The sequence below is a fragment of the Paraburkholderia sp. BR13444 genome (genome assembly GCF_040948755.1).
Classification (GTDB): Bacteria; Pseudomonadota; Gammaproteobacteria; order Burkholderiales; family Burkholderiaceae; genus Paraburkholderia; species Paraburkholderia youngii.
Window position 1 is genome coordinate 177,007 of sequence record NZ_JBFPKM010000005.1, and the last position, 17,207, is coordinate 194,213.

The 17,207-nt window shown below is 63.4% G+C and carries 16 protein-coding genes and 2 pseudogenes; 17 read left to right on the forward strand and 1 reads right to left on the reverse strand.

Translation table 11 applies throughout. The features are described 5' to 3' along the window. The 7 genes and pseudogenes from AB3X95_RS16610 to AB3X95_RS16640 all read left to right on the forward strand — a co-directional run bounded on the left by AB3X95_RS16610 (position 1) and on the right by AB3X95_RS16640 (position 5,434). Positions 1-819, forward strand: coding sequence for an ABC transporter substrate-binding protein (locus tag AB3X95_RS16610; protein ID WP_368621931.1), 819 nt, complete (start codon positions 1-3; stop codon positions 817-819). Positions 820-908: 89 nt separating this feature from the next. Beyond that, a complete protein-coding gene (locus AB3X95_RS16615) occupies positions 909-1,637 on the forward strand; it encodes an amino acid ABC transporter permease (protein ID WP_368621932.1) in 729 nt (242 codons plus the stop codon). Then, the gene (locus AB3X95_RS16620; RefSeq protein WP_176379671.1) at positions 1,637-2,374 is read left to right on the forward strand and encodes an amino acid ABC transporter permease; all 738 of its coding nucleotides are present in this window, start codon (positions 1,637-1,639) and stop codon (positions 2,372-2,374) included. Before AB3X95_RS16615 ends, AB3X95_RS16620 begins: the two co-directional genes overlap by 1 nt. Before the next feature lie 40 nt (positions 2,375-2,414). Next, positions 2,415-3,434 (forward strand): succinylglutamate desuccinylase/aspartoacylase family protein, encoded by a 1,020-nt coding sequence (locus tag AB3X95_RS16625; protein WP_368621933.1) that lies wholly within the window; start codon positions 2,415-2,417, stop codon positions 3,432-3,434. A gap of 289 nt (positions 3,435-3,723) precedes the next feature. Then, on the forward strand, positions 3,724-4,038 hold the full coding sequence (locus AB3X95_RS16630; protein WP_368621934.1) for a DUF4148 domain-containing protein: 315 nt from the start codon (positions 3,724-3,726) through the stop codon (positions 4,036-4,038). Between the two features lie 642 nt (positions 4,039-4,680). Beyond that, a pseudogene (locus AB3X95_RS16635) lies at positions 4,681-5,199 on the forward strand (DUF2778 domain-containing protein). Then, positions 5,180-5,434: a hypothetical protein gene (locus AB3X95_RS16640; protein ID WP_368621935.1), complete on the forward strand. Its 255-nt coding sequence runs from the start codon at positions 5,180-5,182 to the stop codon at positions 5,432-5,434. Before AB3X95_RS16635 ends, AB3X95_RS16640 begins: the two are co-directional and overlap by 20 nt. A 33-nt stretch (positions 5,435-5,467) precedes the next feature. Here the strand turns inward: AB3X95_RS16640 and AB3X95_RS16645 are convergent. Further along, a pseudogene (locus AB3X95_RS16645) lies at positions 5,468-6,205 on the reverse strand (alkaline phosphatase PhoX); the annotation flags it as partial. A gap of 115 nt (positions 6,206-6,320) precedes the next feature. Here AB3X95_RS16645 and AB3X95_RS16650 point away from each other — a divergent pair. The 10 genes from AB3X95_RS16650 (at position 6,321) to AB3X95_RS16695 (ending at position 17,033) form a co-directional block, all read left to right on the forward strand. Next, positions 6,321-6,872, forward strand: coding sequence for a GNAT family N-acetyltransferase (locus AB3X95_RS16650; protein WP_368621936.1), 552 nt, complete (start codon positions 6,321-6,323; stop codon positions 6,870-6,872). Between the two features lie 82 nt (positions 6,873-6,954). Further along, entirely contained in the window at positions 6,955-7,842 is an 888-nt protein-coding gene (locus AB3X95_RS16655; RefSeq protein WP_260332240.1) for an ABC transporter substrate-binding protein, read from the forward strand. A gap of 43 nt (positions 7,843-7,885) precedes the next feature. Next, entirely contained in the window at positions 7,886-8,887 is a 1,002-nt protein-coding gene (locus AB3X95_RS16660) for an LLM class flavin-dependent oxidoreductase (protein WP_368621937.1), read from the forward strand. Between the two features lie 38 nt (positions 8,888-8,925). Continuing rightward, a complete protein-coding gene (locus AB3X95_RS16665; protein ID WP_368621938.1) occupies positions 8,926-10,299 on the forward strand; it encodes an LLM class flavin-dependent oxidoreductase in 1,374 nt (457 codons plus the stop codon). A 19-nt stretch (positions 10,300-10,318) separates the two neighbouring features. Then, a complete protein-coding gene (locus tag AB3X95_RS16670) occupies positions 10,319-12,121 on the forward strand; it encodes an amino acid ABC transporter permease/ATP-binding protein (protein WP_368621939.1) in 1,803 nt (600 codons plus the stop codon). A gap of 20 nt (positions 12,122-12,141) precedes the next feature. After that, entirely contained in the window at positions 12,142-13,095 is a 954-nt protein-coding gene (locus tag AB3X95_RS16675) for an ABC transporter substrate-binding protein (protein WP_368621940.1), read from the forward strand. 152 nt (positions 13,096-13,247) lie between these two features. Further along, positions 13,248-14,144: a TauD/TfdA family dioxygenase gene (locus AB3X95_RS16680; protein ID WP_184226876.1), complete on the forward strand. Its 897-nt coding sequence runs from the start codon at positions 13,248-13,250 to the stop codon at positions 14,142-14,144. Between the two features lie 54 nt (positions 14,145-14,198). Next, a complete protein-coding gene (locus tag AB3X95_RS16685) occupies positions 14,199-15,242 on the forward strand; it encodes an ABC transporter substrate-binding protein (RefSeq protein WP_184226877.1) in 1,044 nt (347 codons plus the stop codon). A gap of 85 nt (positions 15,243-15,327) precedes the next feature. Beyond that, the gene (locus AB3X95_RS16690; RefSeq protein ID WP_184226878.1) at positions 15,328-16,158 is read left to right on the forward strand and encodes an ABC transporter ATP-binding protein; all 831 of its coding nucleotides are present in this window, start codon (positions 15,328-15,330) and stop codon (positions 16,156-16,158) included. Then, the gene (locus AB3X95_RS16695) at positions 16,155-17,033 is read left to right on the forward strand and encodes an ABC transporter permease (RefSeq protein WP_184226879.1); all 879 of its coding nucleotides are present in this window, start codon (positions 16,155-16,157) and stop codon (positions 17,031-17,033) included. Before AB3X95_RS16690 ends, AB3X95_RS16695 begins: the two co-directional genes overlap by 4 nt. Positions 17,034-17,207: the final 174 nt, after the last annotated feature.

Here is a 17,207-nt window from a genome sequence, read left to right on the forward strand (position 1 = left end):
ATGAAAATCAGATTCGTTGGCGCAGCAGTGATGGGGTTGCTGCTCGCGATTTCCGGCGCAGCGCACGCCGATCGTCTCGACGACATCAAGAAGGCGGGCGTGCTGCGCGTCGCCACCTTCGACAGCAACGCTCCTTTCGGTTTCGTCGATCCGAAGACCAATCAGATTGTCGGGCTCGACGTCGACTATGCGCGTGCGGTCGCGAACAAGCTCGGCGTGAAGCTCGAAATCCAGCCGACCAATCCGGCGAACCGCATCGCGTTTCTGAAGTCGGGCAAGGTCGACCTCGTGTTCGCGAACTTCACGATTACCGACGAGCGCAAGAAGGAAGTCGATATCAGCACGCCGTACTTCGCCTCGGGTACGCAGTTCATCGCGAAGAAGGGCGTACTGACGTCGCCGCAGCAGGTGAACGGCCTGCGCGTGGGTGCCGACAAGGGCACCACGAACGAACAGCAGGTGCGCGCGCAATTCCCCAATGCGACGATCGTCGCCTACGACGACACGCCGTTCGCGTTCGCCGCGCTGCGCGCCGGCAACGTGCAGGCGATCACGCAGGACGGCCCGAAGCTCGTCGCGCTGCTCGCGAACGTGCCCGATAAGGCGAACTACGAGATCCCGCCGTTCACGATCTCGAACGACTATGAAGGTGTCGGCGTGCCGAAGGGCGAGACGCGTCTGTTGAACGTCGTCGACGATACGCTGAAGGGCCTCGAAGCGGACGGCAGCGCCGCGAAGATCTACGACCACTGGTTCGGACCGCAGAGCCGCGCGCCGTTGCCGCGTCTGTTCAAGATCGGCGATCCGCAGAAAAGCTGATCCGACGGAAGTTTTGGAGCCGGCCTGCCGTGTGAAAACGGCGGGCCGCTTTTCATTGCGCAACGAAAGCGCTGGAGTAGAAGAGCAGAATGAACGGCTGGCTGGAACCGAAGTACCTCGGGTGGATCGCGCATGGCTTTCTGATGACGCTGGTGTTGTCGGCCTGCGCGGGCGCGGCGGCGACGTTTGCCGGTTTCGGGCTCGCGCTCGCGCGTAATGCGCGCAACGGCATGCTCGCGCGCGCGGCCGCGCTATACGTACTGGCGTTTCGCAATTCGCCGTTGCTCGTGCAATTGCTGTTCTGGTATTTCGGGGCTGCGACGCTGTTGCCGCAGCCGTGGATGGAATGGCTCAATGCGTCGCACACGGTCTCGCTATTTGGCTGGACGATTGCGTGGCCGTCGTTCGAATTCGTCGCGGGCTGGGTCGGGCTTACGTGCTATACGACCGCGTTTGTCGGCGAGGAATTTCGCGCGGGTATGCGCGGCGTCAAGGACGCGCAGCATCAGGCCGCCGCGGCGCTGGGCCTTACGCCGCTCGCGGCGTTTCGTTACGTGATCCTGCCGCAGGCGATCCGGATCTCGACGCCGCCTCTTGCTGGGCAGTACATGAACCTCGTGAAGAACTCGTCGCTTGCGATGACGATCGGGCTCGCGGAACTGTCGTATGTATCGCGGCAGGTCGATACGGAAACCTTCAAGACGTTTCAGGCATTCGGCGCGGCGACGGTGCTCTATATCGCGATCATCGCGGTTATCGAAGCGGTGTTGCTGGTGTGGAAACGTGGCGCCCTGCGGCTCTGGCAAGGAGGGCTTTGATGAGCGCGCTCGAATGGCTGCCGTCGCTGCGTTATCTGCTGCTCGGCACGTTCCCCGATGGGCCGCTCGGCGGCGCGGCGCTGACGGTCGTGATGTCGATCGTCTCGGCGTTGCTGTCGGCTTTGGTCGGTCTCGCCGGCGGCATTGCATTGTCGCTGACGCGCGGCGCCGCGCATCTGGCGCTCACTGCCCTGGTCGGCTTCTTTCGCGCGATCCCGGTGCTGATGCTGATCTTCTGGACCTTCTTTCTGATGCCGATACTGCTGCACATCGACGTGCCCGGCCTCGCCACCGTGGTTTGCGCGCTCGCGCTGATCGGCGGCGCGTATCTGTCGCATTCGGTGCAGGCAGGCATCGCTGCGGTCGGCGCGGGGCAGGCGCAAGCGGCCGCGTCGCTCGGCATGACGCGCTGGCAGGCGCTGCGGTACGTGCAACTGCCGCAGGCGATACGGATCATGATGCCGTCGTTCGTCAATCAGTGGGTCACGCTGATCAAGGACACGTCGCTCGCTTATATCGTTGGCGTGCCCGAGTTTACGTTTCTCGCCAATCAGGTCAATAATCGGCTGATGGTGTATCCGGTGCAGATCTTTCTGTTCGTCGGCGTCGTTTATCTGCTGCTGTGTTCGACGCTGCAGTACGGTGCGACGTGGCTGCTGAAGCGCCGCTTTCGTTCGGGCCATGCGGCGGCGAACGGCGAAACGAAGTTCAAATGGCAGTTTCCATTCGGCGTCTAGCTGCAACGGCTAGAAGGCCGTTACTTGCGCGAGCGAAGCAATGAGTTCAACCGTTACGCCGAGCAATCCGATTCGCAGTGAACTCGATCTGGATGCTCAGGGCAAGCATGCGGGCTATCTGCGGCTGCCGCATTCCGTGCATCGGTCCGCGTATGGCTGGCTGCCGATTCCGATCGCTTCGATACGCAATGGCACGGGTCCGGTCGTGCTGATCATGGCCGGCAATCATGGCGACGAGTACGAAGGACAGATCCTCGTGTCGACGCTGATCCGCGAAATCGACGCGGCCCAGGTTGCCGGTCAGCTGATCCTGTTGCCGCAAGCGAATGCGCCAGCGGCCGAGGCGGGCCTTCGCACGTCACCGCTCGACGACGGCAATCTCAACCGCACGTTTCCGGGCGATCCGCAAGGTTCTCCGACGCAGGTGATCGCGCATTACATCGAGCATGTTCTGCTCGCGCGCGCGGACTATCTGATCGATCTTCATTCCGGCGGCAGCTCGCTGCTTTATCGCGGCAACAACATGCTCGCGATCGATCCGCGCGACGACGCAGAGAATGAGCGGCTGCAACGCGCATTACGCGCTTTCGGGTTGCCGAACGCGTTTTTGCATGCGGAGAACCCGGTGCATGCGGCGACTGCCGCGCGCCGGCAAGGGGCGCTGTCGATCACGGCTGAGCTGGGCGGTGGCGGGACAGTCGATGCGGCGCTGCTTCGCGAAGCGCGCCACGGCCTGCTGCACTTTCTCGGCGCGATCGGCGCATTGAGCGGTCCGCTCGTGCCCGATGCGCCGCCTGCCGACACGCGCTTCCTGCGCGTCGCGGGCGCGCGTCACTATGTGTACGCCTACGACAACGGTCTGTTCGAGCCGCTGGTTGAACTCGGCGAGCGGGTGGTCGCAGGGCAGCCCGCGGCGCGCATTCATTTCCCGGACACGCCGCTCAAAGAGCCGGTGACCTGTCATTTCGCGAGCGATGGCGAAGTCGTATGCAAGCGGGTGCCCGCTCTTGTCAGGCGAGGGGATTGCCTATTTCATCTCGCTGAAGAAGTGGTCCGCTGAAGAGGGTGGGGGCGCATTTGGATCGCTTGACGCTGTCTCGACCGACGTCCGCGAGACGCCGGCACCTGCCAGCGCGGCACGCGCTTGGCGTTCGTGCGATAGCCAGTTGCCCTCACTAAGGCCGCTTCGCGTCGCCGGAAGGGCATTCGCGCGAAGATGCCAGCATTCTGCTGCCAATTGGAACAATGCCTTCGAATACTAGGGGTTAACCCTCGGGCGGAAGGCTCCTAGACTTTCGCTGTCGGTGCAGACACGTCGTCGCACCGCTAACGAAAGTCGATGGAGCATCATGAAGTCCCTCATCCAAGCCGTTGCAGTTGCCGTTGCAGTCGTAGTGCCGGTTGCCTCGTTCGCCCAGTCGAATGGCCCGATTACCCGCGCCCAGGTGCGCGCGGAACTTGTTCAGCTTCAGAAGGCGGGTTATCGCGGTGGTGATGGCGATCAAGCGCACTATCCAGACGCGATCCAGGCCGCGGAAGCGACGGTCGCCGCGCAGCAAGTTGCAACAAACGGTGGTTACGGCGGTGCCGCAAGTGGTTCGTCGGACGAAGGTCGCCCGGCGGTGTCGAGGGCTGACTGGAACGCGATGTACAACCACCCGTAACTTGACGGTGTTGAGCGCCTGAGCGCATGTGCGCATGTGCTCAAGTGCGCGATTCCGGATTTCGCACGGCCCTTCCGCGCTCTGCGTCGTCGGAGTCGGGTTTAACGTCTGTATTCCGCGATCATTGGCGCTCACACACGCTAAAGAAACGGCGGCAACGGGTCCTTGCATTGACTGCCTCGCGCGATACCACTGCGATAGCTTCATGATCGTCGCATAAGACAGCGCCGCCACGATCAGTTCAATCGTCTGCCTCCAGACCTTCGCAATTGCTCCCCAGAGCTTCACGATTTTCCTGCGACGAACCTTTATTCGCCCAGGAGAGTTGACGACCATCACCCACGCCCCGGGCTTTTCGGAGTCGTCTGAAACCTGCACCCGGCACATACACCTAGTATTGAACTGTCGCCTCGCGGTATGTCGTTCCCGCTGAGGTGGCGGTTCTTTTGGCTCTTCTATCTGAGATGCAAATGATTTGCGCGCCCCTGTGGCGCGTCTTTTTTGCCCCGGTGAAAGCAGCGGCCAATCCGGAATCGACCTGTATCGCGCCAGCGGCATGCGCGCTTACGGTCAGGGTGCACCAACGGGAGGAACCTATGCAGCACGCAATGACCTATCCAGCCCAATCAGGAGGCGTGACACATGGCCTATCACGGCAAGTTTTTGGTGAATAACGAGCATTTCTCACCGCTAACAATTTTCGGTCTGGGCACGTTCAACGCGTATTCAGGCAACAACCAGTAGCGCAATCGGGGCGGCTGTACGGCGGTGCCCTCTAACGGTCCGATTCCTGCAGGTAAATACTGGATCGTCGCACGCCCTACCGGCGGCGTACGCTCCAAGGCCTTATCGTGGTTACTGGATGAATGGAATTTCTATAAGGGGAATCCGACCGATCACGCTGAGTGGTTCGCGCTGTATCGGGACGATGGGAGGATTGATGATTGGACGTGGGTCAACGGCGTTAAGCGAGGGCAGTTCCGGTTGCATCCGGCAGGTGGTCGGGGTGTTTCGCTAGGGTGCATTACCCTGCCGAGCCGTGTTGACTTCCTGAGAATCCGCTCGGGGTTGCTGCACACGAAAACAATCCCCGCCGGTAACTCCGGGCTTGACGCATACGGAACTATTGAGGTCGCAACGTATGGCAACACTTGCCCGTAAGGTGTTAAAGATCGCGCTGTTTATCGGATTGTTTCTGATTTCAGTTCGTTATATCCCGCTATCGAGTGAGTGGTCAGCAAGCGAAGCCCGTGCATGGTGGCGCGCTTCGGATTGGCTCGGTGTCGGCGATCCCGATGATCTGTATTTCGTGTTCTGGGTGACGATCGAACTGATCGTGGCGGCGCTGGCCTATCTGGCAATTATCAAGATATGGCGGTGGTATCGCACGAATTAGATGAAGCTACTTCACGGAAGCTTCTTTACCCCAGACCAAAAAGACGGCGCCCGATGAAATGCCCTTGTCGAGCGCGATATCGGGCGAATGGTCGTTGCCCCGCACCATCGACGCCGTGATCTGCGACATGGCCGAATACAGAATCTTGTCTTTCGCGTTGACCGTCGTACCTTAGAGTTTCGTAAAGCCCATGCTCGCGCCGCGCAGTGCGGCGTAGCGGTGCGCCTCCAGGAATGCGGCGGCTTTTTCCATGCCAGGCTTCAGGCGGATCCAGTTGAATTTGGCGCCGAAGTGAGTCCGGGTGAACGTCGGATCGGTAGGCGGGTTCTTCTCGTCGGTGACGATGTCCATGATGTCCGTGATGGTCAGCGTATCGGCGAGCGCCTCGATTTCATCGCTGGTCGCGTGACCGATTTTGAGCCACGTCAGCGTCGCGGCGCCGGCACCCGCCGACGAGCTTTGCGCCCACTTGGCGACATACAGCGTGCCTGCCGACAGGTCGGCTTCTTTGTCCGCGATGAACATGAACAGGCCGCCGTTGGTCGCGTCATCGCCCATCAGCACGGTGCGCTTGTCGGGCATCACCTGAATCAGCTCATGCGAAATGCGGCGTAGGCAGTAATGCTTCTTTACCGTACCTGTGCCGTCAGGGTGCACGGTATTTGACAGCAGCTTGTAATATTTCCGGCAAGCTATTGTCACCGTGTTTCGACCGGAGCATCTCGGCGTGACATGGGCGTTGCACTACGCAATTGCAGCGCGTTTGCCGCAATCGCAGCCAATCGTGAGACCAGATAAAGATAGAGAAATTGCTTGGTTAGCGGCAACGCGGCTGCACGCTATCGTATGAGCTCCTGACTATCCGACGACCTCGCGTCGATCGTTCATGAGCACTCTCGTCGTTGACACCACGCCACTCGATCCCCGCGCGCAACCGCTGCTCGACGCGCTGCTGCACGAATACGCGACCCGCTACGAAGATTATCGAAAGGACGGCGGCGCGGCCGCCGCGCAGGAGATGGCGCGCTATCCGGCCGACCTGTTCGCACCGCCGCACGGCGCATTCATTCTGCTGATTCGCGACGGCGAGACGATCGGCGGCGGCGCGTTCAAGCGCTACGACGCGCGTACCGCGGAACTCAAACGCATCTGGACGCGCGACGTTCTGCGCCGCCAGGGACTCGCGCGACAGGTCGTGCGGGAACTGGAAGCGCGTGCGCTCGCGCAGGGCTACTCGCGCATCTATCTGACTACCGGTTTCAAGCAGCCCGAAGCATGGGCGCTTTACGAACGCACCGGCTATACGAAGCTGTTCGATGCCGCGTTGCCTCCCGAAGTGCACGTGCATCTTCGCTTCGGCAAGAACCTGCTCGCGCCGCAACGCATCGACACGCTCGACGACCTGCGCGCGAAAGACGCCGATCTGGTTGTCCGCTAAACGCCGCACTCCTATCTCCTCACACTTCGACGGATATCTCATGAAAACAGGTCTGCAGTTGTCGTCGCTCGTATTGGCGGCCATGTTCTACGTCAGCGGCAACGCGTTCGCCGCGACGGGCTTCGATCTGAGTCCCGACCAGCACGGCCGCGTGCGCGCCGAACAGGATGCAGCCGCGACCAAGGCGGTGCCGGCGAACTTCCCGTTCGTCGCGAAAGACGAACTGACCGTCGGCATCGTCGTTGCGCATCCGCCGATCAGCACCTATGCCACCGATGCGAAGACCGTGGTCGGCTTCGATCCCGATCTCGCGCAACTCGTCGCGGACAGCCTCGGCCGCAAGCTCAATGTCGTGATCCTCGCGTGGCCGGACTGGCCGCTCGCGCTCGCTTCCGGCAAGGTCGACGCGGTGATTTCGAACGTGACCGTGACCGAGGAGCGCAAGGCCAAGTTCGACTTCTCGACCTACCGGCGCGACGAGGTCGGCTTCTTCGTGAAGACCGACAGCCCGATCAGATCGATCCGCGAACCCAAGGATGTCGCGGGCCTGCGCGTGATTACCGACGCCGGCACGAACCAGGAAAAGATCCTGCTCGAATGGGACAAGCAGAATGTCGCGCATGGATTGAAGCCGATCCAGGTGCAGTACTACGACGACGATGCGGTCAAATCGGTGGCGCTGCAATCGGGGCGTGCCGACGCGATCTTCAGCGTCAACGCGGCGCTGCTGTACGACTCGGCCACACATGGCAAGACGCGCCAGGTGGGCACCGTCAGCGGCGGTTGGCCGCGTACCGCCGAAGTCGCGGTAACGACGCGCCGCGGCAGCGGTCTCGCCGCGCCGGTAACGATCGCGCTGAACGATCTGATCGGCAAAGGCCAGTATCGCGCGGTGCTGGAGCGCTGGAATCTCGGCTCCGAAGCGATCGACAAGGCCGCGACCAATCCGCCGGGATTGCCGAAATCCTGAGTGCGTCAGCGCTTTTTCTCTTTCTTCGTCGATCTGCCATCCCATGACCTTTTCGCTATCGCTGCTGGATAAAAGCCCGATTGCCGCGGGTGCGAGCGCGGCCGAAGCGTTGCGCTTCACGGTGTCGCTCGCAAAGCGCGCCGAAGCGCTCGGGTTCAAGCGCTTCTGGATCGCCGAGCATCACGGCGCGCCCAACCTCGCGAGTTCGGCGCCGGAGATCGTCGTCTCGCATGTGCTCGCGCATACGTCGCGGATCCGCGTCGGCTCGGGCGGTGTGATGTTGCAGCACTACAGCCCGTTCAAGGTCGCGGAGACCTTCAGGCTGCTCGCGGCGCTCGCCCCCGGGCGCGTCGATCTCGGCATCGGCAAGGCGCCCGGCGGACTGCCGCAGACCACCCGCGCGCTGCAATGGCTGCACGACAAGAAGAGCAAGCCCGGCTTCAACACGCAGCTCGCGCAACTCGATGCGTTTCTCGGCGCCGGCGTCGAACCGGACCATGCGCTCGCCGGCGCGCTCGCGTTTCCGACTCCGCCGACGCTGCCTGAGCGCATTCTGCTCGGAGGCAGTCCGGATAGCGCGGCGCTCGCGGCAAAGCAGGGCTGGCAGTTCTGCTACGCCGGACACTTCAACGGCGACGAGGCGAACCTCGAGCGCACCGTGCAGACGTACCGCGATGCGAGCGGCCGTGCGCCGCTGCTCGCACTGTACGCGGTCGCCGCGGCGACGCGCGACGAAGCCGAGCGGCTCACCGGGCCGCTGCGCATCTTCAGGCTGCAACTGGCCAGCGGCCAAAGCCTGAATCTGGCGACGGCCGAAGCCGCGGAAGAATACGCGCGCCAGGCGGGCGCAAGCGGCTACACGATCGAAGAGCGCCATCCGCACGTCGTCAAGGGCACGGCCGACGATGTACGCGACCAGCTCGACGCCTTGAGCCGCCGCTACGGCATCGACGAATTCGTCATCGATTCGCCGTTGCAACACTATCCGGCGCGCCTGCGCTCGGTCGAACTGCTCGGCAGCGCGATCGAGCCGGCCTACGCGTGATCTCTCCAACGAACACTCAACGATTGGCGGACTATCCGATGAGCCATCGCAAACTGAATTTCGGCATCATGCTGCAGGGCGCCGGCAGCCATATGAATTCGTGGAAGCACCCGGCCGGACCCGCCGATGCGAGCGTGAACCTGAACTTCTTCGTCGATACGGTGCGCAAGGCCGAGGCACACGGCATCGCGTTCGCGTTCGTCGCCGATGGTTTGTACATCAACGAGAAATCGATTCCGCACTTTCTGAACCGCTTCGAACCGATCTCGATCCTGTCGGCGCTCGCGACGGTCACGTCGAAGATCGGGCTTGCGGGCACCGTATCGACGTCGTATAGCGATCCGTTCACCGTCGCGCGCCAGTTCGCGTCGCTCGATCTGATCAGCGGCGGGCGCGTGGGCTGGAACGTCGTCACGACGCCGCTCGAAGGCACCGCGAAGAACTACGGCGGCTCGCATCCCGAGCATGCGCTGCGCTATGAGATCGCCGACGAATACCTGAGCGTCGCGCAAGGCCTGTGGGATAGCTGGGACGACGACGCGTTCGTGCGCGACCGCGAGCGCGGCGTGTTCTTCGAACGCGACCGGCTGCACACGCTCGATCACGAGGGCAAGTTCTTCCAGGTGGCGGGGCCGCTCAATATTCAGCGCTCGGCGCAGGGTCAGCCGGTGATTTTCCAGGCGGGCTCGTCGGATGCCGGCATCGCGCTCGCCGGCAAATACGCGGACGCGGTGTTCACGCATTCGGTGTCGATCGAAGAAACGCGCGCGTTCGCGCAGCGCGTGAAAGACAGCGCGGTCGAACACGGCAGAAGCCGCGACGACGTGAAGATTTTCCCCGGCATCAGCCCGATCGTCGGCGCGACACAGGAGGAAGCGGAAGCGAAATACCGCGCGATTCGCGAGCTATTGACGATCGACGAAGCGCTCGCGTATCTCGGCCGTTATTTCGATCACCACGACTTCACGCAGTATCCGCTCGACCAACCGTTCCCCGAGCTAGGAGAGATCGGCCGCAACAGTTTCCGTTCGACCACCGACCGCATCAAGGCCGAAGCGCGCAGCAAGGGTTCGACGTTGCGCGAGGTCGCGCTCGAAGTCGCGACGCCGCGCACGCATTTTCTCGGCACGCCCGCGCAGATCGCGGACGAACTGATCCGCTGGCTCGACGCCGGCGCAGCCGACGGTTTCATCCTCGGCTTCGCGGTGCAGGCGCAGGGTCTCGCCGATTTCGTGCGCTACGTAGTCCCTGAGCTCGAACGACGCGGGCGCTATGAGCGCACGTTGACGGGTTCGACGCTGCGCGATCATCTCGGCTTGCCGCGCAAGGCGAGCCGCTATGCGGCGGCGGCGGCGGGGTTGGCAAACCCGGCAAACCCGGCCGACACGGCCAACGCGGCTGCCGTGGCCTGAAAGCGCGGAGCAGACGACGATGAACGACACCGCTGAACTCGCGAATCCGCAACTCGCCGCCGCGCACGCCGACACGTTGCGCGAGCGCGCCGACTATCGCATCGTGCCCGCGAAAAACCGCGCACGCCTCGCCGGCACCGTGGCGGCCGTGGCGCTGATCGGCATCGTGCTCGAATCGGTCTTGGGCAATCCGCGCTGGGGCTGGAATGTCTTCGCGCAATGGTTTCTGTCCGAGCCGGTATTGTCCGGGCTCGGCCGCACGCTGCTATTGACCGCGCTCGGCGCGGTGTTCGGCTTCGCGCTCGGCATTCCGATCGCGCTCGCGCGCGTATCGCGTTCGCCGCTGCTTGCGGGCTGCGCGTGGGCGTTCGTGTGGCTGTTCCGCTCGATTCCACTGATCGTGCTGCTGTTGATCCTGAACAATCTCGGCTATCTGTACGAGACGGTACATCTAGGCGTGCCGTTCACGAGCCTCGTCGTTCTCGATGTGCCGACCACCGAGCTGATCAGCCCGTTTCTCGCCGCGGTGCTCGGCCTGACGCTCAATCACGCGGCGTTTTCGGCGGAAGTGATTCGCGGCGGCATTCAGTCGGTCGACCACGGTCAGCTCGAAGCGGCCGCCGCGCTCGGCTTGCCGCGCGAGCGCCAGGCCCGGCGCATCGTGCTGCCGCAGGCGATGCGCGCGATCCTGCCCACCGCGTTCAACGATCTGATCGCGCTCGCGAAGGGCTCGTCGATGGTCTATGTGCTCGCGATGCCGGAGTTGTTCTACACCGTGCAGATCATCTATCGACGCAATCTCGAAGTGATTCCGCTGCTGATGGTCGCGACGGTCTGGTATCTGATCATTCTGACCGTGTTGTCGGCGATACAGGTTTATGTGGAGCGATATTTCTCGCGCGGCGTCAGGCGTAGCGCGGTGCCGTCCGCTTTCGGCGCGCTGCTGAAAAGCGCGGGTATTGCGCGCGGTGGCGGCGTTGCGCCCGCCGAGCCGCTTGGAGAAGCAAAAGACAATGCACGTGCAGGCGCCTGCCTGGATCAACGCTGGGCCGATCAACGCGACGGCGCGCGTATCGCGATCCAGCAGGTATCGAAGAGTTTCGGCACGCTGAAGGTGCTCGACAACGTGTCGCTGACGATGCGCCCCGGCAGTGTCACCGTGATTCTCGGCCAATCGGGCTCGGGCAAATCGACACTGCTGCGCACGATCAATCATCTGGAGCGCGTGGACGGTGGACTGATCGACATCGACGGCGAGCTGATCGGCTATCGACGCGATGGCGATACGTTGTACGAGCTCAAGGAGACAGAGATCCTGCGACGCCGCGTCGAGGTCGGCATGGTGTTTCAGAGCTTCAATCTGTTCCCGCATCTGACCGTGCTGGAAAACATCATCGAGGCGCCGGTCGCGTTGGGACGTCTGTCGCGCGCGGAGGCGGAGAGTCTTGCGCTGAGTCTGCTCGCGCGTGTCGGTCTCGAAGCGAAGGCGCATGCATGGCCGCGTCAGTTGTCGGGCGGGCAGCAGCAGCGCGTGGCAATTGCGCGCGCGCTGGCGCTGAAACCGAAGGTGCTGCTGTTCGACGAGCCGACTTCGGCGCTCGATCCCGAACTCGTCAACGAAGTGCTCGACGTGATCAAGGCGCTCGCGCGTTCCGGCACGACGATGGTGATCGTCACGCACGAGATCGGCTTTGCGCGCGAGGTGGCCGACACGATCGTGTTCATGGATCGCGGACGCGTGATCGAGTCGGGCCCGCCCGCGCAAGTATTGAACGAACCGCGCCATGCGCGCACGCGCGAGTTTCTGTCGCGCGTCCTGTGATTGCAGACTGATCCCTATCAATGACCAATCGACGTCAATTCATTCTGGCCGGTACGGCGCTCGGCGCGCTGCTCGTGCGTAATGCGCTCGACGTAGCACATGCGGCGCAGGCGCCGCACGGCACGGTGGACCTGAGCCCCGAGCAGCCAGGGCGCGTTCGCGTGCCGAAGAATCCGGCAGCGATCGCGGCTATCGGCAACCACTACCGCTTTGCGAACGACGGCAACTTCACGGTGGCGATTTCGCCGCACCTGCCGCCGACTGCGACCTATGCGACCGATGCGCGTACCGTCGTCGGTTCCGATGCCGACTACGCCCAACTGATCGCCGATTCGCTCGGATTGAAGCTGAACCTCGTGCCGATCGCATGGGCCGACTGGCCGCTCGGCCTCACCTCGGGCAAGTACGACGCGGTGATCTCGAACGTCGGCGTCACCGAGCAGCGCAAGGAGAAGTTCGATTTCACGACGTACCGGCAAGGACTGCACGGCTTCTACGTGAAAACCGCGAGTCCGATCAGGAAGATCGCTCAGCCGCCGGATATTGCGGGCCTCCGCCTTATTACGACCTCGGGCACGAACCAGGAAAAGATCATCCTCGAATGGAACCGGCAGAACGTCGCGAAGGGTTTGAAGCCGGTCGAGTTCCAGTACTTCGACGATGACGCCGCGAGCCGCATTGCGTTGCTATCGGGCCGCGCCGACGTCGTATTCAATCCGAACGCGCCGCTTGCCTACGATGCGGCCACTACCGGCGCGATCCGCGAGGTGGGTACGCTGAACGCCGGCTGGCCGGCGCGCGCGGATGTGGCGATCGCCACCCGCAAGGGCAGCGGCTTGATGGATGCGCTGACGGTCGCGACGAACGGACTGATCGCGAATGGCGCCTATCGGCGCTCGCTCGCGCACTGGGGCATCGAGTCGGAAGCGTTGGCGCGCTCCGAAAGCAATCCACCGGGTCTGCCGAAGTTCTGATGCGCCGAAAGACATTGCAGCATCGGGTTTATCACTCCAGCAGATAACCGTATCGGATTTGCTTCGTTGGCATCGCGCGCGCGGGCCGGTACATTCGTCGCACTGACCGCGCCGTTAGGCGCCCGCTGAATAGTTTCGACGAAGAGACGCCTGTGACGACTACCGCCGCTGCTTTTACCGCTTCCGCTACTGCGACGCAATCCTTCGAGATTCGCGCGTTCGATGCGCCGCTCGGCGCCGAAGTGCTCGGCCTCGATCTCGGCCAGCCGCTCGGCGACGACGATTTCGCGCGGATCCACCGCGCGCATCTGGACCACCACGTTCTCGTGTTTCGCGACCAGCGCATCACGCCGGAGCAGCAGATCGCGTTCAGCCGCCGCTTTGGCCCGCTGCAGATTCACGTGCTGCATCAGTTTGGCCTCGCAGGTTATCCCGAGGTGCTGGTCGTATCGAACGTGATCGAGAACGGCAAGCCGATCGGTCTCGGCGACGCCGGCCACTACTGGCACTCCGACCTGTCGTACAAGGAAAAGCCGAGCCTCGGCTCGCTGCTGCACGCGCAGGAGCTGCCGGCCGAAGGCGGCGATACGCTGTTCGCGAACATGCACCTGGCGTGGGATACGTTGCCCGCGCATCTGCGCAGCGCGGTGGAAGGACGCAGCGCGGAGCACACGTACCTGGCCAAATACGCGGAGTTGCAGAAGCGCAGCCCGTGGCGGCCGAATCTGTCCGCCGAGCAGATCGCGCAGGTGAAGCCGGTCGTGCATCCGATTGTGCGTACGCATCCGGAGACGGGGCGCAAGGCGCTGTTCGTCAGCGAGCACTTCACGACGCGCGTGATCGGTTTGCCGGAAGACGAGAGCCGCGCGTTGCTCGACGAGCTGTTCGCGCACAGCGTGCGGCCCGAGCATCTGTACCGGCATCGATGGGCCGAGCACGACATGGTGTTCTGGGACAACCGCTCGTTGATGCACCTCGCCGCCGGCACGCCCGACCATCTGCGCCGCAAGCTGTATCGCACGACGATCGAGGGCGACGTGCCACGCTGAGCGACGCTTTCCATCACAACGACACCATCACACCGCACGCCGACCGGAGTTTCAATGCTGAGCCGATTTCACCCGACCGCCGCACGGCCGTCGTTTGTCCGCCGTTTGACGGCAGTACTTCTGAGCCTGTCGATAGGCGCCGTCGTCAGCGCTCCCGCGCACGCCGAGGGCGAAATTCGCGTGGCCGAGCAGTTCGGCATCGTGTATCTGCTGCTGAACGTGGCGCGCGATCAGCATTTCATCGAAAGCGAAGGGCGCAAGCAGGGCCTCGACATCAAGGTCGATTGGGTCAAGCTGTCGGGCGGCGCGGCGGTGAACGATGCGTTGCTGTCGGGCGCGGTCGATATCGCCGGCGCGGGCGTCGGCCCGCTGCTGACGATCTGGGATCGCACGCACGGCAAGCAGAACGTGAAGGGCGTCGCGTCGCTCGGCAATCTGCCGTACTACCTGGTCAGCAACAATCCCGACGTGAAGACGATCGCTGACTTCACGCAGAAGGACCGCATTGCGCTGCCGGCGGTCAACGTGTCGGTGCAATCGCGCGTGCTGCAATACGCGGCGGCGAAGCGCTGGGGCGACAAGGAATACAACCGGCTCGACAAGTACACGCAGGCGTTGCCGCATCCGGACGCGGCCGCGGCGATCATCGCGGGCGGCACTGAAATCACCGGGCATTTCGGCAATCCGCCGTTCCAGGAGCAGGAACTGGCCGGCAATCCGAAGGCGCATATCGTGCTCAATTCGTACGATGTACTCGGCGGCCCGAGCTCGGCGACGGTCCTCTATGCGACCGAAAAATTCCGCCATGACAACCCGAAGACGTATCGCGCGTTCGTCGATGCGCTCGCCGATGCGGCGAAGTACATCAACGCGAATCCGCAGGGCGCGGCCGATATCTATATCCGCACCAATCAGTCGAAGATCGATCGCGAGCTGCTCGTAAAAGTCATCACGAACCCGCAGGTGCAGTTCAAGATCGTGCCGCAGAACACCTTCGGGCTCGCGCAGTTCATGTATCGCGTCGGCGCGATCAGGAACGAGCCGTCGTCGTGGAAGGACTATTTCTTCGACGATCCGGCCACGGCGGCGGGGAGCTGAGCATGGCGTTGCGCGTTTTCGTGGCGCTGCGCGGTACGCGGCAACACTCGCCGGTCGATCCGGTTCACTCGCAGGGAGCGCTTTGATGGTGGCCAATCCCACGCTTCTGTTTCCCGACGACGCCGCACGGAACGCCGCGGCAACCAGCGGCAAACTGCTCGCGGTCAAGAACGTCAACCTCGAGTACCGCACACGCGAGCGCATCGTGCGCGCGACGCACGACGTCAGCTTCGACGTCTACGGCGGCGACCGCTTCGTGCTGCTCGGGCCGTCCGGTTGCGGCAAGTCGACGCTGCTGAAGGCGGTGGCCGGTTTCATCGAGCCGAGCGCGGGCAGCATTTCGCTCGACGGTAAGCGCGTGCGCGGACCGGGCGCCGATCGCATCGTCGTGTTTCAGGAGTTCGACCAGTTGCCGCCGTGGAAGACGGTCGTGCAGAACGTCGCCTTTCCGCTCCGAGTCGCGAAGAAACTGTCGAAGGCCGAAGCTCGTGAACGCGCGCTGCATTACCTCGACAAGGTCGGGCTCGCGGCGTTCGCGCACGCGTATCCGCACACGTTGTCGGGCGGCATGAAACAGCGCGTCGCGATCGCGCGTGCGCTCGCGATGCAGCCGCGCGTGCTGCTGATGGACGAACCGTTCGCCGCGCTCGACGCGCTGACGCGCCGCAAGATGCAGGAAGAACTGCTGCGGCTATGGGAAGAGGTGAACTTCACGCTGCTGTTCGTCACGCATTCGATCGAAGAGGCGCTGGTGGTCGGCAACCGGATTCTGCTGCTGTCGCCGCATCCGGGCCGCGTGCGCGCGGAACTGAACAGCCATCAATATTCGCAGGACAGCTTCGGCCGCGCCGATTTTCAGCGCAGCGTCGCGCGGATTCATCACCTGCTGTTCGAACAGACGGAGGCCGTGCAATGAGTACGCCTGTCACGTTGCTGCCGCCCGTGCGCGACGAATACGAACGTCCGCTCGAAGCGCCCGGCGACCTCGCGATCGAAGCGCCGTTGCCAGCGACGAGGCGGATCTTCGCGCACGGCTGGCTGCGCAAGACACTGATCGCACTCGTGCTGATCGCCGCGTGGGAAATCGCCGCGCGCGTGATCAACAACGATCTGCTGCTGCCGACCTTCGGCGCGACCCTGAGCGCGTTCGTGCAAGGCGTGTGGTCCGGCGAACTGCTCGCGAAGACGGCGGTATCGATGTCCGTGCTGCTGCGCGGCTATCTGCTCGGCGCCGCGTTTGCGTTCGTGCTGACATCGCTCGCGGTGTCGACGCGCGTGGGCCGCGATCTGCTGTCGATGCTGACCGCGATGTTCAACCCGCTGCCGTCCATCGCGTTGCTGCCGCTCGCGTTGCTGTGGTTCGGGCTCGGCACCGGCAGCCTGCTGTTCGTGCTCGTGCATGCGGTGCTGTGGCCGCTCGCGCTGAATACCTTTTCAGGCTTTCAGTCAGTGCCCGCGACGCTGAAGATGACCGGACGCAATTACGGTCTGACGGGCTTGCGTCATGTGCTGTTGATCCTCGTGCCGGCGGCGCTGCCGTCGATCCTGGCCGGCCTGCGCGTGGGCTGGGCGTTTGCATGGCGCACGCTGATCGCCGCGGAGCTCGTGTTCGGCGCGAGTTCGGGCAGCGGCGGGCTCGGCTGGTACATCTTTCAGAATCGCAACGAGCTGTATACGGATCGCGTTTTCGCGGGGCTCGCGGCCGTGATCGTGATTGGTCTGCTGGTCGAGCATCTCGTGTTCGATACGCTCGAACGCGTGACCGTGCGGCGCTGGGGCGTGCAGCAGTAACGCGTCGCGTGGGCTCGAATGCGCGCTTCGCGGCGTCGGCGCGAGCGCTTGCGGCGCGGTGCGCTTAGCTGTCGGATCGCATCCTGCGTTCGGGTGCAAATATCCGGTTGCGTCCGTCGCTGTCGTGAACTACAAATGTAAGGTTACGCGCTGGCTCGATTTTTGGCGGGCCGG

What these genes read in the sequence shown, in the direction of transcription:
- AB3X95_RS16610 (WP_368621931.1), top strand. Translation starts at nt 1, where the DNA reads ATGAAAATCAGATTCGTTGGCGCAGCAGTGATGGGGTTGCTGCTCGCG.
- AB3X95_RS16615 (WP_368621932.1), top strand. Translation starts at nt 909, where the DNA reads ATGAACGGCTGGCTGGAACCGAAGTACCTCGGGTGGATCGCGCATGGC.
- AB3X95_RS16620 (WP_176379671.1), top strand. Translation starts at nt 1,637, where the DNA reads ATGAGCGCGCTCGAATGGCTGCCGTCGCTGCGTTATCTGCTGCTCGGC.
- AB3X95_RS16625 (WP_368621933.1), top strand. Translation starts at nt 2,415, where the DNA reads ATGAGTTCAACCGTTACGCCGAGCAATCCGATTCGCAGTGAACTCGAT.
- AB3X95_RS16630 (WP_368621934.1), top strand. Translation starts at nt 3,724, where the DNA reads ATGAAGTCCCTCATCCAAGCCGTTGCAGTTGCCGTTGCAGTCGTAGTG.
- AB3X95_RS16640 (WP_368621935.1), top strand. Translation starts at nt 5,180, where the DNA reads ATGGCAACACTTGCCCGTAAGGTGTTAAAGATCGCGCTGTTTATCGGA.
- AB3X95_RS16650 (WP_368621936.1), top strand. Translation starts at nt 6,321, where the DNA reads ATGAGCACTCTCGTCGTTGACACCACGCCACTCGATCCCCGCGCGCAA.
- AB3X95_RS16655 (WP_260332240.1), top strand. Translation starts at nt 6,955, where the DNA reads ATGTTCTACGTCAGCGGCAACGCGTTCGCCGCGACGGGCTTCGATCTG.
- AB3X95_RS16660 (WP_368621937.1), top strand. Translation starts at nt 7,886, where the DNA reads ATGACCTTTTCGCTATCGCTGCTGGATAAAAGCCCGATTGCCGCGGGT.
- AB3X95_RS16665 (WP_368621938.1), top strand. Translation starts at nt 8,926, where the DNA reads ATGAGCCATCGCAAACTGAATTTCGGCATCATGCTGCAGGGCGCCGGC.
- AB3X95_RS16670 (WP_368621939.1), top strand. Translation starts at nt 10,319, where the DNA reads ATGAACGACACCGCTGAACTCGCGAATCCGCAACTCGCCGCCGCGCAC.
- AB3X95_RS16675 (WP_368621940.1), top strand. Translation starts at nt 12,142, where the DNA reads ATGACCAATCGACGTCAATTCATTCTGGCCGGTACGGCGCTCGGCGCG.
- AB3X95_RS16685 (WP_184226877.1), top strand. Translation starts at nt 14,199, where the DNA reads ATGCTGAGCCGATTTCACCCGACCGCCGCACGGCCGTCGTTTGTCCGC.
- AB3X95_RS16690 (WP_184226878.1), top strand. Translation starts at nt 15,328, where the DNA reads ATGGTGGCCAATCCCACGCTTCTGTTTCCCGACGACGCCGCACGGAAC.
- AB3X95_RS16695 (WP_184226879.1), top strand. Translation starts at nt 16,155, where the DNA reads ATGAGTACGCCTGTCACGTTGCTGCCGCCCGTGCGCGACGAATACGAA.